General features: G+C 59.9%; 22 protein-coding genes. 1 reads left to right on the top strand and 21 read right to left on the bottom strand.

Annotation, left to right across the window (positions count from 1 at the left end; all coding sequences use genetic code 11):
• Nucleotides 1-30: 30 nt before the first annotated feature.
• The 13 genes from WDU96_RS03535 to dgoD all read right to left on the bottom strand — a co-directional run bounded on the left by WDU96_RS03535 (nucleotide 31) and on the right by dgoD (nucleotide 13410).
• The gene (locus tag WDU96_RS03535) at nucleotides 31-825 is read right to left on the bottom strand and encodes an NAD-dependent epimerase/dehydratase family protein (RefSeq protein WP_337337105.1); all 795 of its coding nucleotides are present in this window, start codon (nucleotides 823-825) and stop codon (nucleotides 31-33) included.
• The gene (locus WDU96_RS03530; RefSeq protein WP_337337104.1) at nucleotides 822-1721 is read right to left on the bottom strand and encodes an aldose epimerase family protein; all 900 of its coding nucleotides are present in this window, start codon (nucleotides 1719-1721) and stop codon (nucleotides 822-824) included. The genes WDU96_RS03535 and WDU96_RS03530 overlap by 4 nt, the downstream gene beginning before the upstream one ends.
• The gene (locus WDU96_RS03525; RefSeq protein WP_337337103.1) at nucleotides 1718-2353 is read right to left on the bottom strand and encodes a bifunctional 4-hydroxy-2-oxoglutarate aldolase/2-dehydro-3-deoxy-phosphogluconate aldolase; all 636 of its coding nucleotides are present in this window, start codon (nucleotides 2351-2353) and stop codon (nucleotides 1718-1720) included. Before WDU96_RS03525 ends, WDU96_RS03530 begins: the two co-directional genes overlap by 4 nt.
• The gene (locus WDU96_RS03520; RefSeq protein ID WP_337337102.1) at nucleotides 2340-3371 is read right to left on the bottom strand and encodes a sugar kinase; all 1032 of its coding nucleotides are present in this window, start codon (nucleotides 3369-3371) and stop codon (nucleotides 2340-2342) included. The genes WDU96_RS03525 and WDU96_RS03520 overlap by 14 nt, the downstream gene beginning before the upstream one ends.
• Nucleotides 3368-4534: a mandelate racemase/muconate lactonizing enzyme family protein gene (locus WDU96_RS03515; protein WP_337337101.1), complete on the bottom strand. Its 1167-nt coding sequence runs from the start codon at nucleotides 4532-4534 to the stop codon at nucleotides 3368-3370. Before WDU96_RS03515 ends, WDU96_RS03520 begins: the two co-directional genes overlap by 4 nt.
• Nucleotides 4534-6012, bottom strand: coding sequence for an aldehyde dehydrogenase family protein (locus WDU96_RS03510; RefSeq protein WP_337337100.1), 1479 nt, complete (start codon nucleotides 6010-6012; stop codon nucleotides 4534-4536). The genes WDU96_RS03515 and WDU96_RS03510 overlap by 1 nt, the downstream gene beginning before the upstream one ends.
• A gap of 3 nt (nucleotides 6013-6015) precedes the next feature.
• The gene (locus WDU96_RS03505) at nucleotides 6016-6903 is read right to left on the bottom strand and encodes an SMP-30/gluconolactonase/LRE family protein (protein ID WP_337337099.1); all 888 of its coding nucleotides are present in this window, start codon (nucleotides 6901-6903) and stop codon (nucleotides 6016-6018) included.
• A complete protein-coding gene (locus tag WDU96_RS03500; RefSeq protein ID WP_337337098.1) occupies nucleotides 6896-8086 on the bottom strand; it encodes a mandelate racemase/muconate lactonizing enzyme family protein in 1191 nt (396 codons plus the stop codon). The genes WDU96_RS03505 and WDU96_RS03500 overlap by 8 nt, the downstream gene beginning before the upstream one ends.
• A complete protein-coding gene (locus WDU96_RS03495) occupies nucleotides 8086-9021 on the bottom strand; it encodes a dihydrodipicolinate synthase family protein (RefSeq protein ID WP_337337097.1) in 936 nt (311 codons plus the stop codon). The genes WDU96_RS03500 and WDU96_RS03495 overlap by 1 nt, the downstream gene beginning before the upstream one ends.
• Nucleotides 9018-9908 (bottom strand): carbohydrate ABC transporter permease, encoded by an 891-nt coding sequence (locus WDU96_RS03490; RefSeq protein ID WP_337337096.1) that lies wholly within the window; start codon nucleotides 9906-9908, stop codon nucleotides 9018-9020. Before WDU96_RS03490 ends, WDU96_RS03495 begins: the two co-directional genes overlap by 4 nt.
• A 2-nt stretch (nucleotides 9909-9910) precedes the next feature.
• Nucleotides 9911-10786: a carbohydrate ABC transporter permease gene (locus WDU96_RS03485; RefSeq protein WP_337337095.1), complete on the bottom strand. Its 876-nt coding sequence runs from the start codon at nucleotides 10784-10786 to the stop codon at nucleotides 9911-9913.
• Nucleotides 10787-10850: 64 nt separating this feature from the next.
• On the bottom strand, nucleotides 10851-12155 hold the full coding sequence (locus tag WDU96_RS03480) for an ABC transporter substrate-binding protein (protein ID WP_337337094.1): 1305 nt from the start codon (nucleotides 12153-12155) through the stop codon (nucleotides 10851-10853).
• Between the two features lie 55 nt (nucleotides 12156-12210).
• A complete protein-coding gene (gene dgoD, locus WDU96_RS03475) occupies nucleotides 12211-13410 on the bottom strand; it encodes a galactonate dehydratase (RefSeq protein WP_337337093.1) in 1200 nt (399 codons plus the stop codon).
• Nucleotides 13411-13613: 203 nt separating this feature from the next.
• Between dgoD and WDU96_RS03470 the strand changes: the two genes are divergently transcribed.
• Nucleotides 13614-14372: an IclR family transcriptional regulator gene (locus WDU96_RS03470; RefSeq protein WP_337337092.1), complete on the top strand. Its 759-nt coding sequence runs from the start codon at nucleotides 13614-13616 to the stop codon at nucleotides 14370-14372.
• 463 nt (nucleotides 14373-14835) lie between these two features.
• Here the strand turns inward: WDU96_RS03470 and araA are convergent, their stop codons facing one another.
• The 8 genes from araA to WDU96_RS03430 form a co-directional block, all read right to left on the bottom strand.
• Complete coding sequence (araA, locus tag WDU96_RS03465) at nucleotides 14836-16347, bottom strand: L-arabinose isomerase (RefSeq protein WP_337337091.1); 1512 nt, start codon at nucleotides 16345-16347, stop codon at nucleotides 14836-14838.
• A 12-nt stretch (nucleotides 16348-16359) separates the two neighbouring features.
• Nucleotides 16360-17982 carry a xylulokinase gene (locus WDU96_RS03460; RefSeq protein WP_337337090.1) on the bottom strand — a complete coding sequence of 541 codons (1623 nt, stop codon included), beginning with the start codon at nucleotides 17980-17982 and terminating at the stop codon, nucleotides 16360-16362.
• Entirely contained in the window at nucleotides 17979-18692 is a 714-nt protein-coding gene (locus WDU96_RS03455) for an L-ribulose-5-phosphate 4-epimerase (protein ID WP_337337089.1), read from the bottom strand. The genes WDU96_RS03460 and WDU96_RS03455 overlap by 4 nt, the downstream gene beginning before the upstream one ends.
• 88 nt (nucleotides 18693-18780) lie before the next feature.
• Nucleotides 18781-20079, bottom strand: a complete 1299-nt coding sequence (locus WDU96_RS03450; RefSeq protein ID WP_337337088.1) for a sulfatase family protein — start codon at nucleotides 20077-20079, stop codon at nucleotides 18781-18783.
• 43 nt (nucleotides 20080-20122) lie between these two features.
• Nucleotides 20123-21673 carry a sulfatase family protein gene (locus WDU96_RS03445; protein WP_337337087.1) on the bottom strand — a complete coding sequence of 517 codons (1551 nt, stop codon included), beginning with the start codon at nucleotides 21671-21673 and terminating at the stop codon, nucleotides 20123-20125.
• Between the two features lie 124 nt (nucleotides 21674-21797).
• Nucleotides 21798-24047: a glycoside hydrolase family 36 protein gene (locus tag WDU96_RS03440; protein WP_337337086.1), complete on the bottom strand. Its 2250-nt coding sequence runs from the start codon at nucleotides 24045-24047 to the stop codon at nucleotides 21798-21800.
• On the bottom strand, nucleotides 24044-24880 hold the full coding sequence (locus tag WDU96_RS03435) for a carbohydrate ABC transporter permease (RefSeq protein ID WP_337337085.1): 837 nt from the start codon (nucleotides 24878-24880) through the stop codon (nucleotides 24044-24046). The genes WDU96_RS03440 and WDU96_RS03435 overlap by 4 nt, the downstream gene beginning before the upstream one ends.
• Entirely contained in the window at nucleotides 24880-25827 is a 948-nt protein-coding gene (locus WDU96_RS03430) for a carbohydrate ABC transporter permease (protein ID WP_337337084.1), read from the bottom strand. The genes WDU96_RS03435 and WDU96_RS03430 overlap by 1 nt, the downstream gene beginning before the upstream one ends.
• Nucleotides 25828-25849 lie beyond the last annotated feature (22 nt).

Here is a 25849-nt window from a genome sequence, read left to right as displayed (position 1 = left end):
AATCTGGCCCAGAGAGCCGAACATTGTTAACTAGGCGCGGTTCTGCCGCTCGCCCGGTGGAGGCTCCAGAAACAGCGCACAATTGGCTTTAGTTTCAGTGGACAGCAACGACAATGCGACCGGAAGCTCTTCGCTAGGCTCCCAGTCGAGGTCCGTAGCCGCGTTGCTGACGTCCCAATACTGCGCCGCGTACCGAGATACGCCGTAATAGATGCCAAAACCAGGGTTGGCAGCCAACGCACCTGTCACTAAAGATGCAGCATCCCGATCTCCTATCCAGGTCTTTGCGAGGTCTTGGCTAACGGGATCCCAGGCGGTTAGTCCCAGGCGCAGCACTCGCACAGAGGTGCCGGTGATGTCGTGATGGAGTCGGGCTAGACCTTCGCTAGCCAACTTGCCGACCCCGTATTCGCAGCACGGGCGAGGAGTTCCATAGGCGCGAACTGGTGTCTGCCCGAAGCGGAAGTTGCCTCCGGCGGCGTGAACTGAGCTAGCAACAACTGTGTGTTCGATTCCAGCATCTCGAGCTGCAATAAGGACGCCGCGTGTGATGTCGGCGTTGCCTATCGCGGCAGACCATGGCGCCGTCGGGCTAGGGTTTGCCGCCAGATGCAGCAATGCATCTGCACCATGAAGCGCGCTAGCCAGAGTGTCGGTGTTCTGCAGATCGCCAATAGTGATTTGGTATGGAGCCGTCGACACCTCTGCCTCGGCGCGGTCAATCACGTGCACCCGGTAGTCCTCGCTCAGGCGCGGCAACAACATACGCCCGACCCGGCCGAAACCGCCGGTGACGGTAAGAAGAGGTTTGCTAGAGGCGCTCATTCGACGACTCCTTCGGGCTCGTCGGGTGTGCTCAGGTCAAGCTTCATGTCCCAGGTTGCCCAGTCGTCTGGGGTGAGTATCAGTGCGCGACCCCCAGCAACTGCACCTAGAACGTCGTCGCCGAAAGACGTCGTGGGCTCCACTGCGATCACCGGCTCGCGCGAGCGCCACCGGTTGTCGACCCACATCGCGAAGTCTGTCACGGTCTCATTCCACGAAAGCGTCAAACTTCCCGCTCCGGGGTGAGTGATCTTCGCTGCGCGGGGCGCGCATCCTGGGCGAGCCCATAACTTTCGACCAGTCCCCGGCGGAACTTCGTCAATAGGCTCAGCGACCTGCGGCCATTCCACCGCGGTGGGAGTCGACGACTCCGGATGTTCGACCAACACGCAGGGCGTCGGTAGCAACGTGAGTGAAGTGCCCTGCGGAGCGCGAAACTGCGGATGCGCCATCCATTGAAAGGGCAAAGCATCGGTCGTCGCGCGCGCCCGATAACGCAGCTCCAGCCCGCTGGTTGTGACACGCAGCTCACGCTGGAGGATGAAGCGATCCCTCACATCTCGTGTTTCGAGCTCAAGAATCTCGGAATCGTCGCGCAGCGTCGTCCAATCGGTGCGCCACACATCACCATGGTCGGCCTCGTCCGCCGAACTCATCGTCGGTGCGATCTCGTCCCACCCGCATAATTCTGCGTCGCAAAAATCGACGGAGAGATCAACGGGTGGTAGATCCTGGTCGGGTTGCGCGAGCCACTCGTGTCCATGTGCGTCCGTCAATGAGACGATCTTCGCGCCGCGCTGGGGCAGGACAACGACCGAGCCCCAGGCGCCTGACAGTCGACGTGCCGCAATGCCTCGCCACGTTTCGACGCTGACGACACTGGACTGCATCGTCACCTATCGCCCCGGGCGCGCTCGAGCGAGACTCTGAGGTCTTCCACACGACGGCTCAATCCGTCCGCATCTCCCTTGGTGAGTGCGCTGCCGATGCCTACGGCAACAGCGCCCGCGCGAATGTAGTCAGGCGCATTGTCGAGAGTCACTCCGCCGGTCGGAATGAGCGCGATCTGCGGACATGCAGACAGAAAGTCGCCCACGCTCGCTGGCCCGTAGACGCTGGCAGGAAACAGTTTGGCAAAGTCTGCGCCGGCCTCGACCGCACGCATCGCTTCGCTGGGCGTTCCTACACCTGGCAGGGTTGCCATGCCGTAGCGGTGCGCTGCACGGAGCACACTCTCATCAACCGTGGGTGACACGACGAACTGCGCACCTGCTAGGTGCGCCAACCGCGCAGTGACCTCGTCAAGAACCGTGCCGACGCCAATGATCGCTCCCGTATTGCTAAAGCGTTCCTGCAGGTCAGTGATGATGGCAAGCGCGCCTGGCGTGGTCATTGACACTTCGAGCACCGTTTGGCCTGCTTCGAGGAGCGTCGCGGCTTGCTCAGCTCCCTTGGCTGCCGAACTTGCGCGCACGATCGCAACACTTCCGCTGCGCCCGATTGCCTCGGCGATCTCATACCGTCGCATTTGGTGTCCTCGTCTCTTGTGCCGGCGCCAACACTGGAACGGCGGCGGCTAGGTTCTCGTCGTGGGTTTTCCAGTCACGCCCATCAACCGCCCGACCAACGATCTCTGAAGGTGCTGCATCCAGCTCGCCGGTGTCGGAGTGTGCGCTGAGCGCGATTCCCGCCATCAGGTGACCGAGCCTCAGACAAGCATCGGGAGCGAGACCGAGAAGGTGGGCATGTATCCATCCCGCGGCGAAGGCGTCGCCCGCACCAACTGGCTCGACCACCTCGACGCTGAGCGCAGGCACCGCAACGCGATCCGTTCCGCTGAAGGTGATGCACTCAACCGCACCATCCTTGACGATCAACCGCATCGGCTCGGGGAGTAGCTCTCGAACGTCTTCCGCCGTTACGACACCCCAAAGCGCACGCGCTTCATCCAGTCCCACGAATACCACGTCTGCGTGAGCTGCGACCGAGCGAATGGCCTCAGCGGCGACCTCACGCGAGGGCCACAACACCGGCCGATAGTTGACATCGAAACTGATGGGGATGCGGCTCGCGACAGCTCCCTGAGTCAGCTGCTGCACCATGTCGGCGCACGAAGCAGAGAGCGCTGGTGTGACACCCGTCATGTGGATCCAGCGAGGTGCAGTGGCGAGCACCTCATGGGCGTATTCGGCGTCCATCCCTGCGGCCGCTGATCCTGACCGGTAGTAGTAGACATCCGATCCATCCGGGATGGGGTCTTTCATGAAGACGCCCGTGCGTCCGCCCATAATTGCGCGAACGAGGGAGGTGTCCACACCGCGCTCGTTGACACTTCGAGTGATGCGGCTGCCAATCGGGTCGTCGCCGACGAAACTGCCCCATGCCGCACGCGTCCCCATGCGTGCGAGCGATATAGCCACATTTGACTCAGCTCCTGCGGGGGTCATCGCGTATGTCGCCGCATCGTCCAGTCGCTTGCCATCGCTGGGAACGACCTGCGCCATCGTCTCGCCGATGCACGCCACCGCGCCAGTTTCGATACTCATCGACTCACACCAACCTCGTACGCCGCGAGGAAGTCGCGGTCAATTTCGACGCCGAGTCCTGGCCCTGAAGGAGGCGCCACAACGCCGACTCGACGGATCGTCTCCTGGAGGTTGAGCGGATTCGCAAGCAGTTCGTCGCGGAACCGGTTGGGAGTGGTGTCCAGTTCGAGCATCGGTTCGCGCGGAAACAAGCCGCCCGGCATGTCAGGCATGGCGACGAGAAGGTGAATATTCAGCGTCACGGCGAGCGCCGAACCCCAGACATGGTTCACAACGGGTATGAAGCGAGAATGGGCGAGTGTTCGCACTTTGAGGTATTCGGAGACGCCTCCGAGCGCACACACCTCGGGCTGAGCGATATCAACGCACTGGCCGTCGAGCAGGTCCCGCCACCCCCATCGCGTGAATTCGGCTTCTCCGCCGGCGATGGGAACGTCGAGGTTGTCGCGGAGGCGACGGTAGCCGTCTCGGTCTTCGGGTGCGACAGGTTCTTCGAACCACGCGACGTCGAGTTCGCCAAGTGCTTTGCCGACGCGCATCGCTTGGGTGACGTCGTAACAGTGGTTGGCGTCGACCATCAGATCGAAGTCGAGTCCGATGCTTTCTCGGACCGCGGCGACGAGTTCGATATCTCTGTCGACGCCGAGCCCGATCTTCATCTTTGTGGCGGCGTATCCTGAGTCACGGATTTTTTTGGCGTCTTCGGCCATCCGTTCGCCAAGTCCCTCGCCGCGGGTGAGCATCATCCCGTATCCATAGACCGGCACGGACTCGCGAAAGGCACCTCCGATGAGCTGGTACAGCGGCTGGTTGACGATCTTTCCGAACAGATCCCACAGCGCGATGTCGACGCCCGAGAGCGCTTGGATCGGCATGCCTTTTTGTCCGTGATCGCGTAGCAGGTTGTAGATCCGATGCCAGATCACCTCACGATCTCGGGGGTCTGACCCGATGATCATGGGTGCAATCACCTGTTCGACGATGACTTTGTTCGCAAGGGCCACGTTGCCGGGCCCAAAACACTCGCCCCAGCCGGTGAGGCCTTCGTCGGTTTCAATCTCGACCAGGTGCGTTGTGCGTCGAGAGTAATACTGTTGGGAGTAGCCGAGTTCTTCGTCGAGGTCGTATTGAAGAACATGGCTGGTCACCTTGGTGATGCGCATCAGAGATCTTTGCTTTCAATGTTGACGATGGGCCTGGAGACGCGCTTCGTGACGAGGTAGTCATCGAGCGCGAATATTGAACAGTCGCAGCCGACGCCGGATTGCTTCATGCCGCCGTGCGGAAGCTCGATGGCATATTTGACTCCGTTCACGTGCACCTCACCGAACTGCAATTGGTCAACGCATCGGGCGACTTCGAATGGGTCGCGGCCGAAGACGAATGCGCTCAGTCCCGCGTCGGTCGCGTTCGCTCGCGCGATGGCGTCTTCCGTCGACGAGAATGTTTGAATCGCGATCACGGGGCCGAAAATTTCGTCTTTAGAGATGGACATGCTTCCTGTGACGTCGGCCAGCACGGTTGGTTGCAGATAACAGTCGGTGGGCGCGTTTGCGGCGACGTCGCCACCGGTAACGATGCGCGCGCCGTCGTCTACGGCAGCGCGGACGAGTCCGAGCACTCGAGAGGCAGCAGCAGCGTCGATGAGGGGTCCCATGTCAACCGTTCCGGCTTCTCCGAAACCGACGCGAATGTTGTCAGCGCGCTCGCGCAACTTTTCGGTCAGGACCTCCGCGATGCTCTCGTGCACGAGCACCCTGTTAGGTGTGACGCAGATCTGCCCGGCATTGCCGAACTTCATACCGGCAATCGTGTCCGCAGCGGTATCGAGGTCGGCATCGGGTAGCACAATCACGGGTGCGTTGCCGCCCAATTCAAACGAGAAGCGCTTGACGGAGGTCGCTGCAGTTTTCATGACGTGCCGTGCCGTCGCCGTGGAGCCGATTAGTGTGATCAGCGCGGGCGTTTCAGACGCGGACAGTGCATCTCCGATCACAACGTCGTCCCCCCAGATGAAGTTGACGACACCAGCGGGTAGCTGAGCTTGCGCACACAGACGGGCCACCACGGATGCGGCCAGTGGCGTGCGCGCCGATGGCTTGATCACGATCGGGCTACCGGCTGCCATCGCTGGGCCGAGCTTGTAGCCGATGTTCAGAAGGGGGAAATTCCAGGCAACGAATGCGACTGCCACCCCGATGGGCACCTTGCGCAGTTGGTGCGTGTGAGTCCCGGCCCTGTCGGCAAGCGGCTCCGGAGCGAGCTTGCGGGCGGCTTCCGCGTAGAACTCAAGAGAATCCACGAGGAGTTGGTAGTCCTCCTCCGATTGCTCCCATGTCTTTCCTGTCTCTGCGACGACGGCTTCGCGGAGCGCGACTTCAGCGGTCACAATTTGCTCGCGTAGGACGTCCATCCACTTGGCACGGCCTTCACCACCGAGCCCATCCCAGTCAAGCAGTGCCCGCTGCGCCGCGTCTAGCGCATCGGCGGCATCAGACTCGCTGGCCCATGCCACGCGTCCGACGCTCTGACCTGTCGCGGGGGAGAGCACTTCGTGAGAGGCCGAGGCGCCACGCAAGGTACCGTCAACATAAAGAAGGCCTTCGCCTGCCGCAGTGGTTTGGGGGGTGTGCGTTGTCATCATTTACTTCCACTTCGAGGTGTTTACAGCGGTTACCGGTAGCCCACGGACCCCTGGTTGTGTACGCAAAAGTTTCCCGCCGAGGGTCTCGCAACTTTCCGCTGCGCTGTTCTCGGTTGCGGTCGTCACGTAGAGCTCATCGAGAGCGAGACCCCCAAATGCGCAGGATGTAGGACGAGCGACTGGCAGGCGCATCTCGGCGAGCAGCACTGCGTCTGGGTCATACCGGCACATACTCGCCGTTTCAGCAACGACAACCCACAAGCATCCCTCTTCGTCGACCGCCATCCCATCAGGGATGCCGCCGACATCATCAAAGTTCACGAACGTCTCGCGGGTTCCAAGCACGTCGTCGATGATCGAGTACACGTAGATTCGTCGCGCCAGACTGTCGACCAAATAGAAGCGCTTACCATCTGGGCTCCACCCCATGCCGTTGGGAAGGGCGAGGTCGTCGTCCATCCGTTCTGCGATACCCGCTAGCGAAATGCGCCAGAGTTCGCCGGTACGCGAGCCGTCAGCGGGAAGCGGCATGGTGCCGACCCAGAGCCGCCCGTCACGGTCGACAGCACCGTCGTTGGCGCGAGCGCTCGATTGCGTGAGTTGCAACACTCGCGTCGTTCGCCCGGTCACGCCGATGCGCAATATCTCCGATCCGGCGGCGACAACGAGTTCTCCGCCGGATGCTGGCCATGCGCCTGATACCGGAGGCTTAAGTGTGACGCTGCGTGTCGCACCGGTCGCGGCGTGAGTGCGATGAATGGCGCCCGCGGGAATGTCTACCCAAACAACCTCGTCGCTTTCTGGGATGTATGCGGGGCCCTCCCCGAACTCGGCGCGCATCGCGGCGAGTTCGGTAATCAGTGGTGCAACGCCCCCGAAATCAGGCATCGTCGATTCCAAGCGCAAACTGTGATGTCGAATGGCGAGCGAGAGCGTCCATATCAACATCGATGCCTAGGCCGGGCCCGGCAGGAACCGTATAGCCGCGCTCGTCGCACTTCACAGGCTCGACCAACAGCACGTTGCCTACGTCGAACTGGCCAGGTTGAAACTCCATCGTCAGCAAGTTCTGCGTTACTGCGCCCACTTGCACACCTGCCGCGATGTAGACACCGAGCCCAACCCCGAGGTGCAGCGCGACCGGAACGTGAAAAGCATCGGCCAAGGCGGTGACGGCGATCGCTTCGGTGATGCCCATCCGCCCAATGTCAGGCTGAATCACGTCAGCCGAACGTTTGACGAGACGATCTCTAAAGTCGTAGCGAGTGCGTAGCTCTTCACCGATCGCGACGGGAGCGCTCAGCGCCGCTGCGACTTCGGCTTGCCCGAGGCTGTCTTCTGGCGCGACGGGAGCCTCAAGAAAACCGAGTCGATTTGGCTGCATAAGTTCGCCCACTTCGATGGCCTCTGAGACGGTGTAGCGCCAGTGAGCGTCGACGTAGAGGTGGGCGTCGGGGCCTACAGCCTGTCGAACCGCGGCGAATGAGGCGCCGTCAGCGTGCACGCCATTTCCTAGCGGAAGCTTGAACGCCGTGAAGCCCTGACCGGCCCACTCCATCACCTTCTTGATCCGTGCAGTGTCGTCGCCCGCAGCCAGTCCGGAGACGTAACACGGTACGGTCTCATGCAACTGTCCCCCCAGCAGAGCCGAGAGCGGGGCGCCAAGAAGCTTGCCTTTCAGATCCCAGAGCGCAATATCGCACGCTGCTACCGCGTCGAGATGATACCCATTCATGTGTCCGCGCTCGCGCATCGCGTTATACCCGTCGAGCCAGATCGACTGGGTGTCAAAGGGATCGCGGCCGATAAGGAACGGGCCGAGAAGTCGTTCAACGATGGTCGATGCAACCTCGGGAACCAACGGCGCTTGCGCTTCGCCCCAGCCATAGGTTCCGTCATCGGTAGTGATCCGCACCAAGAATGTCTCGGACTTGACCGAGTACGAGGAACGGTACTTCTTGTGGCGAACGTAGTCGCCGCGTTGGCTGGACAGGTGCACCTGCTGCGTGCCACCCAGGTAGCTTTGGTCCATCTTTACGACGAAACCGTGAACTTCGGTGATGCGAGGCATCAGCTCACCTCCGTGATGATCTGGTTGAACTCGTCGAGAAAGCGGTCGATTGCGACTTCGTCGAGCGCTCCGCTACCGCGATGCGGTGATCGGCATGCCGGGCTGGCGACTAATCCGCGGCGATGCGCGATCCGCTTCTCGACAGCAACCATGCTTTCTTGTGTGTGAGCCCACCCGAGCAGGTAAGGCACGAGGCGTCCGAAGACATCTGCGGCGTCGTCAGTGCGTTGCGCAGTCCACGCCGCGAGGATGGCCTGGTAGAGCTCGACGAAACCAGCGCCCGGTTGAACTCCCACGGCACCCGCCCGCAGCGAGTCGAGCATGTAAAGCCCGCCATTGCCGATCATGCACGCAACTGGAGCGTCCGCAGATTGCAGTTCAGCGATAAAGCCATATGGTGGCCGGGCTTCGACTTTGACGCCCACAAGATTGGGATGGGATGCAGCAAGCTGGCGTACATCGTCGGCAAGCAATCCCGCGGCACCGGCGGGCGCGTACTGCAAGACAACGGACGTGTCCGAGACTGCCTGAAGAACCTTGTCGCAATGCTCGATGAGAGCGGAGCGCGAGGGCGACATGTAGTGCGGCGGCAAAATATTCAAAGCCGTCGCACCAGCATCCACCCATGCTCGAGCTTCTGCCACCGCCACTGTCGTGGCGTGGGCATGGACCGCGAGAATGGGCACGGTTTGAGTTCCACTCAGCAACCCAATCAGGCGTGTTCCGAGAGCAACTTTCTCGCGATCGGACAGCTTGTAAAACTCTGAAGCGAACCCCGGGAACATGATCGCTGGCACTTCGAGCCCCACAAGGTACTCCACGACACGATCGAACGAGGCCAGATCGATTGACCCATCGTCGAGGAACGGGGTCATCATGACAGGCGCGATGCCGGTCATCGCATCGGCATCAAACGCCCGCAAGCCGATATTCACTTACCAGCACCTAACGTCAGTCCCTGCACGACTTTGCCTTGCATGAAGGCAAAGATCAGCACAAGCGGCAGAACGCCGAGAATGGCGGCGGGGAACAACTCCGTCGGGTCTACCGTGTACGGGTTGATATAGGCGTACGCGTTCACCATCACTGTGCGCTTGCCCGGATCGCTGATGAACACCAATGGCACGACGAGGTCGTTCCATATGTGAAGAGAAAGATAGATGCCGAGTGTTGCAGTGATCGGTCGAAGCAGCGGAAAGATCACCACACGGAACGTTCGCAGACTGCCCGCACCATCTAGCGCGGCAGCCTCTTCGAGCTCCTCCGGAACTTGTCGGAGAAAGCTGGTGTAAAAGAAGATCGCCACGGGCAAGAACATTCCGGCGTAAATCAGAATGACGCCGAATCGTGTGTCAAGCATTCCGAGATCCCGCAGCAGAATAAACAGCGGCCCAATGATGACAAAAATGGGCAGTGTCATACCCAGGATGAACAACCGGTACATTCCGGCTGTCCACCGACGGGTGAGCCGCGCGAGCGGGTACGCGGCGAGTGAGCCGAACCCGATGATGATGACGAGAGAGACGATGAGAATGATGAAGGTGTTCACCACGCTCGGCAAATAGTTCATTCGATCCAGCGCCACCTGATAGTTATCCAGGGTGGGTTGCCACGGGAAACCGAGGGGGTTCGCAGCCACGGCTTCAGGTGTGCGGAATGAAGCAAAAACGGTTAGTACGAGCGGGATGATGATCAAGATCACCGTGAGTAGCAGTCCGACGTCGCCGAAAACTCTTCCGACTTTCGCACCAATTCGACGTCGCGGCGCGGGCGTCGAGCGGCGGCCCGTCGTGAGGGTTGCCGTCATCGTAGTTGATGTCATCGTCAGATCCTTTCTTCGCGACGCCGCAACACGGCGTTGATTAGGCCACTCATGATGACCACGACCACCAACAACAAGACGGCGATAGTCACGCCGTATGAGAAGGCTCCTTGCCCGCCGAAGATTTTTTCGTACACCAAGATCGTCAACGTCGTCGTGGACTCAGCGGGGCCGCCATTGGTCATGACAAGCGGATACTCGAAGACCTTCAAAGACCCAATGAGCGAAAGGGTGACGTTTACAGTGAGCGACGGTGCAAGCAGCGGCCACTCAATGTTTGTGAAGCGCCGAAAACCCCCAGCGCCGTCAATGCGAGCTGCATCAAGCAATTCCACGGGCATGTTCATGTAGCCCGCATAAAAAATCGCGGCCGAGAAGCCGGCGAACATCCAGATGTTGACGACGGCGATCGCCCAGAGGGCAGTATCGGGGTCGCCAAGCCAGATTCGAGTGAGCCCATCGAGACCGATGTCGCGCAAGAACGTATTGATCGCGCCATCGGGAGCGTAAAACGCCGACCAAATGAATGCGGCCATAAGCGGCGAGATGAGCATCGGTAGCAAGATCAGCACGCTATACACCCGCTGCGCACGAGGTCGAGTGAACAGCGCTCGCGCTAGGGCGAGTCCGATTGCGTTCTGCATGACGCAAACCACCAGCGCGTACGCGACGGTGCGCCACAAGGCGTCAATGACCTGTTCATCGTTGAACATCTCGATGTAGTTTTGCAGCCCCACCCACTCGCCCGGCCCGCCAGCGGGGCTGTCGGTGAAGCTGAGGCGCACACTGTTAATCAGCGGGTAGAGCAGGATCAGTCCATAGATGGCCGCTGCTGGCAGAAGAAAGAGCGCCGCTTTGCGCGGATGCTGTGCGATCACGAGTCAGATACCTTCCGATGATCTTGGGAGGGCCGTAGCACGGCCCTCCCAAGATCGTGGGTTCTTAGTTGCTAGGACGTAGCGATTCGTCGAGGTCCTCAAGGAGTTCCTCGTCGGTCGCGTACTGGCCGAGCATCCAGGCCTGCAGCGCGGACTTCATCGTCTTGTTACCTTCGGCACTCAACCAGGAGTCACGCGGCAAAAGGTGGAAGCGTCCGTCGGCATAGGCGTCAAGAATGCTCTGCGATACGGGCTCCGCAGCGTTCTCAGCACCGGCCCATGGCGTCAGCGCATGCTCAGCTTCAAGGAACGGTGCCGCGTTCGCGGGGTCTGCCCAGAAATCGAGGTATGCCTCAGCTGCTTCGGGAACCTCCGTCGCGGCGTTCACCGACCAGGATGTGCCCGAAATGATTCCGACACTCGGCTCTGCGCCATCTGCTGCAGCTGGCCACGGGTTAAACGTGAAGTTGTCGAGACCCGCCTTTTGGATCGCCTGGATCTCCCACGCTCCTTGGAACCAGAAGGCGTACTTGCCCGAGGCGAAGTCGTTGAGACCCTGCGACCACTCGTCAACACCGAGCGACTCTTTGAAGTCTACGTAGCCTTCGTCTTGAAGAAACGAGATCTGGTCAAGCGCGGGCTGCCACTCGACAAAGCTGGCATCGCCCGCGTTGAACTGGTTGTCCCAGTCGGGGTTGTCCTGGTAGATCAATGTCGACGCGATGCCGTTCAAAGACATCTGCGCGGTGTCACCGGCCTTGTTCGGGAAAGAGATCGGTGTGATCCCGGCGGCGTCGAGCGTTGCGAGGTCTTCTTCGAACTCGCTCCACGTCGTGGGAATCTCGTCGATGCCCGCTTCTGCGAGAAGGTCCGTGTTGGCAAAGAGCCCCTCGGCGATCGCTTCCATCGGCTGCGCGTACACCGCACCGTCGAGCGTGATCGAGGGCAGCATCCCTGGATCAACCTTGTCGAGCCAGCTGGCGTCCGAAAGATCCATCAGGTAGCCGGCCTGACTCCAGCCAGGCAAGCGTGTGACGTCAGTCATGATCACGTCGGCACCGTTGCCGGCAAGCAGTTCGGGTTGCACCTTCTGTGAATATGCGTCGTTCGGTGGCACATACTCGAACTGCAGTTCGATGTCAGGATTCGCCTCTTGGAAGGCGTCGTTGATCTGATCGATGTTGGCGATTTCTGTACCGCCACCCTTCCAGCCTTGGACTTTCAAGACGGTTTTGCCATCTGCGCTCGCGTCTTCTGTTGAAGACGTGCATGCGGTGACGCTGAGCGCCAGAGCGCTGGCAGCCACGACAGCGCCAAGCACTCGGCCTCGGTGGCGTAGCGTCACGCCTTTTCCGGAGCTGTACATCATTGTGTGTTCCTTTCCTTGCAGTTTCAGTGCGTTCTTGGGCCTAGGACGGATGCGACTACCAATCGCCATGCGAACCGTCTGGGTGTGTGAACCGGGGCGACGCCCAATCGCCCGGGTACGTTCGGGAGGCCAATTGCTCCTCATCAACCTCGATGCCGAGGCCTGGCCCTTGCGGGACCTTGATCACGCCTGCCTCAATCGAGAAGGCGTTCCGCAAGATGCCGTGACCGAGGTCGGCGCCATCATCGACGCTGGGGTGTTCTTGGATCAAGAAATTGGGGGTGCACGCGTCAATCTGCAGGCACGCAGCCAAGGAGATTGGGCCGAGTGGGTTGTGAGGGGCGACAGAGATGTAGTGAGACTCGGCCATCGCGGCGATTCGGCGAGTCTCACTGATGCCGCCGGCATGTGACAGATCTGGTTGCACGATTGATACGGCACGTCGTTCGATCACGTCACGGAATCCCCACTTGGTGAATAGACGTTCGCCTGTTGCGATGGGGATCGTGGTGGATCGAGCGATGTCCACCAGCGCATCAATGTTCTCTGGGAGGCACGGCTCTTCAATGAACATCGGGTCGAGCGGCGCGAGTTTCTCTGCCAGGCGTTTAGCCATCGCCGGTGACGTACGACCGTGAAAGTCCAGGGCGATGTCGAACTCACGACCAACCGTGGCTCGAACTGCAGCCACACGTTCCACTTGGCGGTCGACGTAGTCTGGGGTGTCAATTACGGCGACGGGTCCGTCGAGGCCAAACTTGATCGCGGTCATCCCCTGCGCTTGTGCGCGTAGGGCCGCCGCACTGAAGTCTGCTGCAGTCTCGCCTCGTGCGTGGCCGTACATGCGAATGTTGTCGCGGACACGCCCCCCGAGAAGCTCGTGCACCGGAGCGTTGAAGTGCTTGCCGGTGATGTCCCACAACGCCTGATCGATTCCGCTGATCGCACTGCACAAAACCGGCCCGCCCCGGTAGAAGGCGCCGCGATACATGACCTGCCAATGATGTTCAATTCGGCGCGGGTCCTGTCCCACAAGGTATTCGGACAGATCCTCGATCATGCGCTCGACTACCCGCGCCTGTCCTTCGACGATGGGCTCACCCCAACCCGTGATGCCGTTGTCGGTATCGATCGCCACGAAGAGCCATCTGGGCTCGACGTGAAAAGTCCGCAGTCCTGTGATCTTCAACGGGTTCCGCCGTTCATCTCTTGCTGTGTTTACTTCGACAGCAGCTTGTGTGCAGTAGGTGCACACCCCTGTGCGTTATAGGAGCAAGTATGTCACACGATTCACCGAGTGTCGAGAGCGTTTCGTCCACTCGCTACGATCAGGAATATCTGCGTCGAGGATTGCAGCCCGCTTGTGCGCCGAAGCCACATTCAGTAACCTGTGCATATATTGCACAGGTTACGATAGGAAACGCACACCGTTGCGTCCACGCTGCATCGAGGAGATACATGTCCAGCTCCACCGACCGAGCTCTCGATATTTTGGAGCTCCTCTCTCAGCGGCCACGAGGGCCTCGCGAGTTGGGCGAAGATCTCGAGGTTCACCGCTCCACGATCGTGCGCCTCCTGCACTCGATGGAAGAGCGCGGATACGTCAGGCGCTTAGGAGATGGCCTATGGGGCATTGGATTCCAGCTCGTAGCTCTCGGCCAGCGGACCCTCGACAGTATCGACATTCGCGAGGTTGCTCGCCCACACCTCGCCGCGCTCAGTGAGGAAATGGGGCACACCATTCACGTTGCAGCACTCGTCGGAGCTGATGTCGTCTACGTCGACAAGATCGAAGGTCTCGGCTCAGTGAAAATGCAGTCCAGAGTGGGAGCGAAAGCATTCGCGCATACGGCCGGTGTCGCAAAAGCCGTTCTCGCCTTCGCACCGAAAGCCGTACAAGAAGAAGCGATCGCTTCCTGCACCTTTGAACGGTTCACCCATACAACGATCACCGACAGGGACTCGTTGCTAGAAGAATTTGACCGCATCCGAAACCGCGGGTGGGCAGTTGACGACGGTGAGGCCGAGGACTATATCAACTGCATCGCCGTACCGATCTTCGGCATGCACGGTGCAGTACGTGGGGGAATGTCAGTCACCGCCGTACGCTCGCTGGCTCCAGTCAGCGTCCTTGAGCGCCAGGTCTCGAAGGTGCAAGAAGTCGCTGCGGCGATCTCGTCAGACCTTGGACATCAGGCGGCGCCGATCGCACGGTAGGTTTCCGGGTTTCATCGCACCAAAGGACGGAGGGACAACGCCCCTCCGCCTTTCTGCGTCGACGCCAGGCAGAAACCGCCTTCGATCAGCGCTTTCCCGTCCCGGCGCGTCGCCGCGAGTACGAATCTCGACAATGCTTGCGAACAGAATCCGTTCGCGGATTGTTCGCAGATTCGCCCGTCGTGAACCCTATTACGGGTTTAACCAGGACTTTTCTTGGCGGAGACGGAGGGATTTGAACCCTGGCTCTAGACGTAGACTCGTGCGCATTCGCGCGCACTCGCGCGTGTTTACGGGGGTTCAAAGCGTCGGACTCGTCGATTCAACCAGGTTCAGCGACGTTGAGGGGTGTTCAGGTTTACGCAATTCTTACGCACCTAGGTGTGACGGGAATCAATCTTCTGTACGTGTGCCAGAATTGCGCGGCGAAGCCATCCAGCACAAGCGAAGCTTCGTTCGAGATCTACAGTCCTTGAGCGAGTCGGTAGTACGCCTGGTTCCATCGCAACTCTCGCTGAAACCCTCGGACGGTGGTTTCCTTGTCAATAACGACAAGCTCGGTCTTCGCAATCTCCGCAAAGTCACGAAACGCCTCGATGCCCACGGCGGTGGTCATGACCGTATGGTGCGCACCGCCAGCGGCGAGCCAGCATGAGGCGCTCGTTGCAAGATCAGGGGCTGGCTTCCACACCGCACGACCCACGGGCAGGTTGGGCAGTTCGGGCGCTTCGACGTTCTCAACGACGTTGGCCACCAGGCGGAAGCGGTCTCTCATGTCACTCATTGCGACGACAAGGGCTTGCCCTGCATCAGCGGTGAACACCAGGCGAACGGGATCTTCCTTGCCGCCGATGCCCAGTTCGTGCACCTCAAGGCGTGCTTTGGCGGTGGTGAGCGAGGGAGATACCTCGAGCATGTGCGCACCGAGGATGCGTTCATTGCCAGGCACGAGATCGTAAGTGTAGTCCTCCATGAGGCTCGCGCCGCCGGGCAGACCGGCCCCCATGACGTTCGCCACGCGCACAAGAATCGCTGTCTTCCAGTCGCCCTCGGCACCAAAGCCATACCCCTCGGCCATTAGTCGCTGGACGGCAAGACCGGGCAATTGCTTGAGCGCCCCCAGATCTTCAAAACTCGTGGTGAATGCCCCGAAACCGCCCTCTTCCAGGAAAGAACGCAACCCCACTTCGATTGCCGCACCGTCGCGCAAGGATTGATGGCGCAATCCGCCGGGCAAGAGCTCCTGGGCAACGTCGTACGCGTCGATGTACTCGGAGACAAGTGCGTCAATCTCGCCAATGGATGCTGCGTCCACCGCAGCGACCAGTTCGTTGACGCTCCAGGTGTTGACCTGCACTCCGAACCGCAGTTCCGCGTCGGTCTTGTCGCCCTCCGTCACTGCGACGTAGCGCATGTTGTCCCCAAAACGCGCAAGTTTGAGCGTTCGCGCCGCCGCCCACCCCGCGGCAGCGCGCTGCCAGTCTTCAATCTGCTGAACCACAGTCGGGTTGGACACGTGTCCGACCACGGTTTTGCGTGCCACGCCAAGTCGCGTTTGGATGTACCCAAACTCCCGATCACCATGAGCGGCTTGGTTCAAGTTCATGAAATCAAAATCGATGTCATTCCATGGCAGCTCTACGTTCGCCTGCGTGTGCAGGTGTAGTAACGGCTTGCGCAATGCGTCAAGGCCGGCGATCCACATTTTGGCGGGACTGAAGGTATGCATCCATGCGATGACGCCCACGACGTTGTCCCGCGAATTAGCCTGGAGTGCGAGGCGACGGATCGAGTCCGAGTCCTTGAGAACTGGCTTCCAAACGATCTTCACCGGCAGCGGCGCAAGCCCATCAGCCACGGCCCGCGACTGCTCCGCAACCTGCTCTAGCGTTTCTTCGCCGTAGAGGTTCTGACTGCCGGTGACAAACCACACTTCGTAGGATTCAAGGGAATTGGGCAGTGTCTTACGCGACATTCGTGCTTCCTTTCACAACTCGTTGACCGCGACGCGTTCGACCGCGAGGCCTGCTGCATAGCGATCGAGGTAAATAGCGAATCCGGCAGCATCGGAGGGATCGGGGGCGACGCTGAGGAACTTGATGTCAGCGAAGACTGCTTCGCTCAGGTAGGTCGCCAGGCTGGTTCCTGATGCGACTCGCATGTGAGACGCCAAGACGGCGATCCCCCATGCCCCGCCTTCTGACGCAGTCTCAGCTACTGCGACTGGAGCGCCCAGCGCGCCAGCCAAGAAGCGCTGCGCTACCCCAACGGTGCGAAACACCCCACCGTGGGCGTACATGCGCTCAAGCGCAGTACCCTCCCTCGCCAGCACGCGCATTCCCAACGCGAGTGTGCCAAACACGCCATACAGCTGGGCGCGCATGAAGTTCGGAAGGTTCAATGTGCTGTCCGGAGTGCGCACGAACAGTGGGCGACCCTCACTGAGTCCGGCGATCGGTTCGCCCGCGAGATGGTTGTAGGCCAAAAGGCCGCCAGCGTCGGCCGCGCCGTCAAGCGCCGCGCGAAAGAGCGCCTCGAACACCTGGTCTGAGTCGAGAGCGTTACCCGTCGCCGACGAGAACTGACCGAACATGCTCGCCCACGCCGCTAGCTCACTAGCGCCATTGTTGCAGTGCACCATCGCGACTAGGTCGCCAGAAGGCGTCGTCACCAGATCGAGCTCGTCGTGCACGCCTTCAAGCGGCTTGTCGAGCACAACCATTGCGAAGATGCTGGTGCCCGCGCTTACGTTACCGGTGCGAGGAGCGACCGAGTTTGTCGCGACCATTCCGGTGCCAGCATCGCCTTCCGGCGGGCAAAGAACGATACCCGCCTTGAGGACTCCAGAAGCGTCAATCAGCGCAGCGCCCTCTTCGGTCAAACTGCCCGCGGACTGACCCGCGACCAACACCGCGGGAAGCAACTCAGCCAACCCGCTGGCAAGCTCCGATCCCGCGACATGCTCATCAAAGCGCGTGAGGAGTTCAGCGTCATAGTCGTGAGTTACTGAGTCGACCGGGAACATACCCGACGCGTCTCCGATTCCTAGGACCTTTTTGCCAGTGAGTCGCCAATGCACATAGCCCGCGAGGGTAGTGACGAAGGCAACCTCGCGAACATGCGATTCTTCATCGAGCACAGCTTGATATAGGTGAGCCACCGACCAGCGCAGAGGGATATTGGTGTCGAACAGAGCAGTCAGCTCACTAGCGGCAGGTTCGGTCGTAGTGTTCCGCCACGTACGGAAAGGAACCAACAATTCATCGGCCGCATCGAAGGCTAAATAGCCATGCATCATGGCCGAAACACCGATAGCCCCAAAAGTGTCGGGTGTTACCCCATACCGCATCTGAACATCGGCAATCAGTTCCGTATAGGCCGCTTGGAGCCCACCCCACACCGCATCAAGCGAGTACGTCCACGTCCGGTCTTCAAACTGGTTCTCCCACTCGTGCGCGCCGACGGCAAGAACATGGTGAGCATCGTTGTCTATCAAGCAAGCTTTGATACGAGTCGAGCCAAACTCGATCCCGAGAGAGGTACGACCATCCGCAAGCGCCTTGCGCACCTCGCCCAAGTTCTCCGATCGACCCGTTGCTCCCCCGCTCATCGTCGGTCATCCTCGCTCTGACCGTAAACGTTCTGATAGCGGTAATACAATCTGTCGATCGCTTCTTGCGGGATCGGGACCAGCAGACCGGCTTCGCGGGCCAAATGAACCGTACGAGCGACGTCTTCAACCATGACCGCAGCCTTGACCGCATCCTTCGCCGACGCGCCGATCGTGAACGGGCCGTGGTTTCGCATCAGAACCGCCCGGGAACGATGCCCGGCCAGCGTCTCAACAATGCCGCGACCTATCGAGTCATCACCGATGATCGCGAACGGCCCGACCGGCACCGGGCCGCCAAACTCATCCGCCATCGCCGTGATCACACAAGGAATCTCCTCGCCGCGCGCCGCCCACGCGACCGCGTAGGTCGAGTGGGTGTGAACCACACCATTCACCTCAGGCATGTTCCGATACACATACGCGTGCGCAGCGGTGTCGCTCGACGGACTCCGATCGCTGCCCGAAGTACCCGGCACAGTATTACCGTACAAATCGCACACGATCATGTTCTCGGGCGTCAAGTCGTCATACGACACACCCGACGGCTTGATCACAAACAAGTCCTCGCCGGGCACACGCCCAGACACATTCCCTCCCGTCCACATCACCAAGCCGTAACGCACCAACTCCGCGTGCAACGCCGCAACTTCCGCGCGAACACCAGCAACGGCCGCTTCAACATCGTCAACTTGATTCAGATCGAACATACGTTTACATCCTTTGATGGTGTCGCTCCTCGGGCCGGGTGGTAGCACGCGGGCCAGGGTGAAAATCGGTCTGCTGCGGAATCGATCACTACCTCGAACTCCAAGTCTCGATGTCATCAACATGCGCTCCAGGCGGTAGCGCGACCGGCCCTTCGAGGAGCGGATCCTCCGTTTGCTCCTGCCATAGCTGGAGTCTGCGACGCATCTCGCCTAGAAGAGCGTCGTGCTCGCTACTATCAACGAGATTGTGTTGTTCCAATGGGTCGAGCACAGTGTCGAAGAGCATTTCCTTGACGTACGGGCGACCGAACCAACCCTGCGCTCGCACAAAATCTCGGGATGGGCTTCGATCCACGTGAGCGAAAGCCTCGCTGTCGCGATCCAAATAGCGGCGGATGTACTTCCATCGCAGCGTTCGCACGCATCGCTGCGGTTCGTAACCCACGTGGTAGTTGACCTCTGCGAAGATCTCTTCGTGAACCTGGGCGACCTGCGAGTCGACCAGCGGCACCAACGAGGTTCCTTGTAGGTGCTCTGGGGGTTGAACCCCGATGAGCTCGCACAGGGTCGGGAACAGGTCGATTTGGGTGACTAGGCTGTCGAGCACTTTCCCCCCGCGCCAGTTCCCTGGCCCGCGGACGAGAAGCATGACTCCGATTCCGCTGTCCCGAAGCGTGACCTTCATGCCAGGCGAAGCCAGCCCGTGATCTGTCGTGATGATCACGATCGTGTTGTCGGCAAGTCCTTGGGTTTGGACAGCGTCCAGCACCCGCCCGACAGCGGTGTCGAATCGCCGCAGCGATGACTGGTACCCGGCTGCGTCCTCGCGAGTAGCGGGAACGTCGGGCAGCGGCGCGGGTGGCGCCATCCATCTTGGGTCGATATCGTCTTCCGGCACACCGTATGGGCGGTGCGTATCGAAGAAGCCGACATCCAGGAAGAATGGCTCGCTCGCACTTCGCTCAAGGTACTCGACAGCGCTTGCCGCGATTAGGTCCGACCCATGCTGCTGATCGTGTGACCAGTCACGTCGCTCAAGAATTTCTGTGTAGCCAATCGCAGCGGTATCCGGGCTGATGTGCTGCAACCCTGCCAATGCCGAACGATATCCGTGGGAATGCAGGAACGTAATCAGGTGCTTGTCATAGCCCGGCAACGTAAACCCACGGTTCGCGAGACCGAGCATCCCGGCCGAGTGCGACCACTGGCCCGTCAACAAGCTCGCGCGACTCGGCGAACATGCCGGGCTCGCCGCGAACGCTTGGCGAAAAACGACAGCGTCTTCCGCGAATGACTGCAATCGCGGCGATCGCATTGGGGCGCCGTAGGGCTGAATGTATCTGCCCGAGTCGTGCGAATGGATGTAGACAATGTTCGGGTAGTTCACTCGGCTCCTTGCTGGTTCGACGCTGTCGGAGGATGAAGTCACGTCACGCCAACTCTTCAGCCGCGGTCAACGATCCGAGAATTGTCGGACCAAATGTCGGCAATGCTGTGAAGATATACCGGTTGAAGATCTCATCGTCATACTCCAGTGCGTTCGCCCACATTCGTCGGTACATCTCTTCGACTCGGGCTCGGAGCGTCTCAGGCACAACGTCCAACGGCCCGACCCCAGTTCGCCTCACCTGATTGGGTTGCTCGAGCAAGTTGAAGAGCTCATCAGGGTCCGCAGCGAGATCGTAAAGCTCGTCATCGTCAAAGAGATTGCACACGAGCTTCCACTGATCGGTCATCACGATGCGTTGAATCCCATAGGCCTCGTTGCCATTCGATTGAAAGAACAGCTCCTCTCGCAACTCACCGCCCCCGTCACTTTCCAGGAGCGGCCGCAGTGAGTGGCCCGACATACCAGACCCAGGTTCAACTTCGCAAAGGTCGACAAGCGTCGGCCCCATATCGACCAATGACACCATCGCGTCGACAGTGGTCCCGCGGACCCGTTCGCTCGAGCCGGGCCAACGGACTACCGTCGGAACGTGGTACGCGGACTCGAAGGACGGAAGTCCTTTGCACCACAGTCCATGGTCACCCACATAGTCGCCGTGATCTGACAGGTATAGCACGGCGGTCTCTTCGGCCTGACCAGAAGCATCCAACGAGTCGAGGAGTTGCCCGAACAGATAATCCTCGTAGCTACAAAAAGCGAGGTAGTGCCTGATCGCTTCGCGATGCTCCTTCTCAGTGAGCTGGTCAAATCGGTCTCGTGTGCGTCGGTACATTGCCGGTTTGTCGTTCATCGAGTCGGCAAAGTTTGCTGGCAGTTCAATGTCGTCAAGGTCGTACATGTCGACAAACCGTTGCGGAGCGAAATAGGGATCATGTGGACCGAGGGTACCGACGTACAAAACCCAGGGATTGCCGCTCAAACCAGCCTGGTTCTCCAAGAAATCCGATGCTCGCTGAGTGACTTCCGCATCATCAAACGGGTTCTCATCGACACCATAGTGGAGGTACCGAGGATAGCCAGGCCGAATTATTTCGCCTTCCATACGATCGCTGCTCGCTGACGGGTGCGGTTCCGTCCAGTTCAACGACACTTCCTCCGCACGCGCGAGTTCGCGTTGGGCGTCAGCAGTTGCTGGCTTCGGCGCCATCGGGGGCGCAATCATCAACTCTCGCCATCCGAGCTCAGCAGGACGTTGAAGGTTGCTGACGTGCCACTTCCCGCTGAACACCAGGTCGTATCCGGACCTGGCAAACGAGTTAGACCAAAACTCGGTGCCTGGGCGCGGACCGCGACTCAATGCGTTGGTGAGGTTCACGTTGTTCCACACGCCATGTTGTGACGGGTAGAGCCCGGTGAAGAAGCTGGCACGTGAAGGACAGCAATGGGGTGACGGCGTGTACGACCTCGAGAATGTCACGGCCTGCTGGCGAAACTCATCAAGCCGCGGTGTTTTGGCTTTGAGTCGGTGCCCCGGTAGCACTGTTGCGCCTCGCTGCTGGTCGGTCATGAAGACCAAGACATTGGTGGACATTAGCGGTTCCTGCTGACGTCAGCAACGATGGGATCGGCGTGAGCGAAAATCATGGAGGTTCTCCGGTCTTTCATGATGAGACGGCTAGGCAAGGCACTGACGTGTAGATTGCGCGGCGACGACATCATGCGCGATGCAGGAGTCGATACATGCGCGCGCTTGCGCCCACGTCTGATGTGAGCAGCAGACTCACCCCGTCCCATGTCGCATCCCATGTGGGCGTCGAGTGAATCGGTGGGTAGACCTGCTCGAGGTCCGCACCGCTGACCGGCAGGTGAGGCAAGTCCAGTCGCACGGTTTCAGGCGCATGAGATTGGCGCCATACGATCAGGTAGGTTTCATCGCCCGCATCGAATGCAACCGAAATCCAACCCTGGTCTTGCCATCGAAGCCCGGTCGGGTATCGAACCGTAGAGCGTGCAATCGAAGCGCGCGAACGTTGATGGGCCTGCACGCCGCGTGCAACCAACTCTCGCTGGTGCTCATCCATCCGGTTCAACACGCCGGAGAGATACAGCCGCCCCGCCAGTCCCGTACACATAGTGAAAACGATCATCTCGTCATCCATGTCCGGTTGCGGATAGGCCCAGTTCGCGGCTTGCTCAGGCAAGATGTGACCGAGCGCACCCACTGCAATAGCGGGATAGATCAACGGGTCCTGCTGGTCACTCGTTGATTGCATCTGTAGCACTTCGAGCATCGCGAAGTCTGACCGCAGACCGCCTGACCCACAGTTCTCGATGATGAGGTCAGGATGACGATCAAGCAGCGCGTTCAACCACTTGGTGAGAGCTCTGTTGTGTTCTAGGAGCCCGGCGCCCGCTGCAACATCGTTGAGATCAGTGCCGGGGCCGGGTGTGACGTTGTAGTCAAACTTGAAGAACTCCACCCCATAGTCTGCGATTAGACGGTCCACGGCACGGTCAAGATGGATAGTGGTTTCCGGGTGCCGAAGGTCGAGAAAGTATCGATCGTGTTCGCGGATCCGAACCCCCTGCCTTTGCAGGAAGGCTTCATCGGGAAGCTCGCGGGCAGCGACGCTGTGCGCACCTACCACTTCGGGTTCAAGCCACAGACCCGCTTTCATGCCGCGAGCGCGTATGCGGTCCATCACATAGTCGAGCCCAGAAGGGAAGCGAGTCGTGGAGGCGAACCAATCTCCGACACTCGCCCACCAACCTGCAGTGTCGTCGTACCAGCCTGCATCGATACAAAAGTAGTCTGCGCCCACTTCGCTGGCGGCGTCGATGAGCGGTAAGAGCTTCTGCTCCGTCGGGTCACCACTCAGAGTGTTCATGTAGTCGTTATAAATGACTGGCAAGGAGCTGTTCTGGGTGTGGCCCCGACGATGACTTCGGCGGTGCCACGCTAGATTCCCTAGCGCGTCTTCAACGCCTTGCGCCACAGTGAATGAAGCGGGGACTGTGGTGAAAGGGTGTTCTGCATCGATCGACGTGGACCAGTGGTGCAATGCATCCGTAGGTCCGAGGATGCTGACGTAGCCACCGTCATTCGAGCGGTCGCCCGGGCGGCGACCTGCCGGCGAAACATCGAGCAACCGTTGCTCAATCGGGACCATACCGCGGGGCCAGTCGGGCTTCTCACCCACTTCCCAATGCCAAGCGCCGTTGTGCTCGATCTGCCAGGCCATGGTCTGGCCCGTCCTGCGATTGCTGAACACACCGACAGGATTGAATGTCCCGGATGACCACGCGCCCAGACTGGTTGTGGTGACCGCGTTCTTGCATGTCTCACCGCGCGCCGTCGGATCGATGGACGTGAGCGTCTCTGACCGCAGTCGAGCTACCTTCCAGCGGTTCTCCATCGTCCACGCTGACTGCGATTGATATACGTCGATCTCGTTCGTGTTATTCGAGATCAGCGCTCCTGTTGCGAGGGTGGTAACGGCCCAAACGACAAGCGGCTCATGACCATGCATCATCGTTAGCGTGGTCGAGGTGCGCACAGCGGGGACACCTGCTGTTGCTTCAAAGGTGCTCGTTACAAGCAGGCCCGTGTCCGCATGCTGTTGTGTGATCGCGAGCCGATACGTTCCCGCCTCGACGGATGTTTGGTGCTCGGAGTACCGCAGATCCGCGCCGATGCGAGTGCCTTCAAATCGATCCGTATTGTCGATGCGGCCCCACATTGGAGTCAGAATTTCCACGAGCACCTGCAGCGGATCGCGAGCAGGGGAAGACAACGGGGACTCGCCCGCAGCTCCGATATTCGTAAGCCGCACCGCGGTGGCCTCATCCCACTCGAACATGAGCGAGAGTGTGTCTGTGGTCCAGATGAGTGGTTGCATGGTTACCTCGAACATTTCAGCGGTGCGGCCGGCGACCAGCGCCGGGGTGAGAGAGGCGCGCGTCATTTGACCGCACCGGACGTGATACCCGAAACGATCTTTCGTTGCAGTACGACGAACACCACGACAAGTGGGATGCTCATCATCAGCACGTAGGCGAAGATGAGATTCCAGTTCTCGACGTAGAGCACTGCGCTCGCAACCCCGAACAGATTCAAAGGTGCCGTGGCGAATTCTGTGCCGCCTACGACGAAGAAGGCGAAGAACATGTCATTCCAGGCAAAGAGCACATTCATGATGGTCACCGTGGCGATCACCGGTCCTAGTAAGGGCAGGATGATGCTGAAGAATGTGCGGATTGGGCCAGCACCGTCGATGGTAGCCGCCTCTTCGAGCTCAATCGGGATGGTCCTCACGAACCCCGTTACGAAGAAGACGACCGTCGCCAAGTGCATTCCGGTGTAGGCAGCGATCAGCCCAAACGGGGTGCCTTGAAGCCCGAGTTGTCGTAGCACTAGTGCCAACGTGATGATCGCAGGCGGCAGCAAGACGCCGCTGATGGCGATCGCATAGAGGACTCCAAGCCAGATGCCGCCTCGGCGGGCAAAGACCCACGCCGCCATCGAGCCGAAGAGCGCAAGCAGCACCACCGTAGGTACCGTGATCACCGTGCTCCAGAACAAGCCCTGAAAGAGCTGGCCGTTGGTGATCACATACTCGAGATTTTCGAGCAGGTTCCAATCCGTCGGCAACGCAAGGTTTGGCTTTTGCGATTCTGTGCTGGTTTTGAAGGAGGTGACGATCGCGAGCCAAAGAGGGATTCCGATAACGACGGCGCACAGTAGGGTCGCGAAGACCGGCCGAACGAACCGTTGCGGTCGCTTTAGTAGTGAAGTCATCAGTCCATCGCCCGCTCTCGGCTGCGAAGAAAGGCGATGAGCGGGAAGGCCAACGCCAACACGACAAGGAAAAGCACCAGGCTCATCGCGGAAGCTTGATTGAACAGCCCCTGTCCGAACGTATTGAAGATGTAGATGTTCAAGACCTCAGTGGTGCGCCCAGGGCCGCCGTCCGTCGTGGCCTTCACGACCTCAAATCCGTTCATGGCACCGAGAAGCGACGTCGCAATGTTGAAAGTGAAGGCAGGCGCGAGAAGCGGAACCTTGATGTGGCGAAACAGCTTGAAGCCCGTGGCACCGTCGATGCGCGCGGCCTCGAGTAGATCAGGATTGATTGAGATTAGGCCAGCCAGATAGATGAGCATCGCCAGCCCCATCCACTTCCACCCCTGCACCATCGCAACGACAACGATCGACCAGTCGATGTTTCCCAGCCATGCGATTGACACCTCGGCTCCGGCGAAGAACCCGAGAATCTGGTTCAAGACGCCGTCCGGTTTGAGGATCGCTTGAAACATATATCCGACCGCTAGCGCCGACATCAACACCGGGATGAAGAACAGAGCCCGAAGACCCCGGTTCAGACGCGTGTTCTTTTCAAGCAGTAAGGCAAGGCCCAGTCCGAATGCGTTCTGGAAAAAGGCCACCATGAGCGCATAGACGAGAGTTATCCTCAGATCGGTGAACAACGTCCCGTCTTCGACGACGCGTGTGAACGCGTCAACGCCTTTGTATTCGAGCGTGCTCGAATACGCGCTCCAATTGGTGAACGGCAACACGAAGTTGTACAGCGCCGGAATCAGGTAGAACAGTGCGATGAACACAAATGCGGGTATGAGAAACCAGCCGGGATGGCTGCCTTTGTGTTCGTAGACCGCGGCCCCGCGGCGTCGTTTCTTAGCACCCGCTGGTGGGCGCCTTTGCACTATTGGAGTCAGTTGCGCCATGGCAATCCTTGCCCTCGGTGTT

Origin of the sequence: Microbacterium marmarense, assembly GCF_037204165.1 — a bacterium.
Classification (GTDB): Bacteria; Actinomycetota; Actinomycetes; order Actinomycetales; family Microbacteriaceae; genus Microbacterium; species Microbacterium marmarense.
The sequence above is the reverse complement of the archived record's forward strand: the minus strand, read 5'-3'. Positions and strand labels throughout refer to the sequence as shown.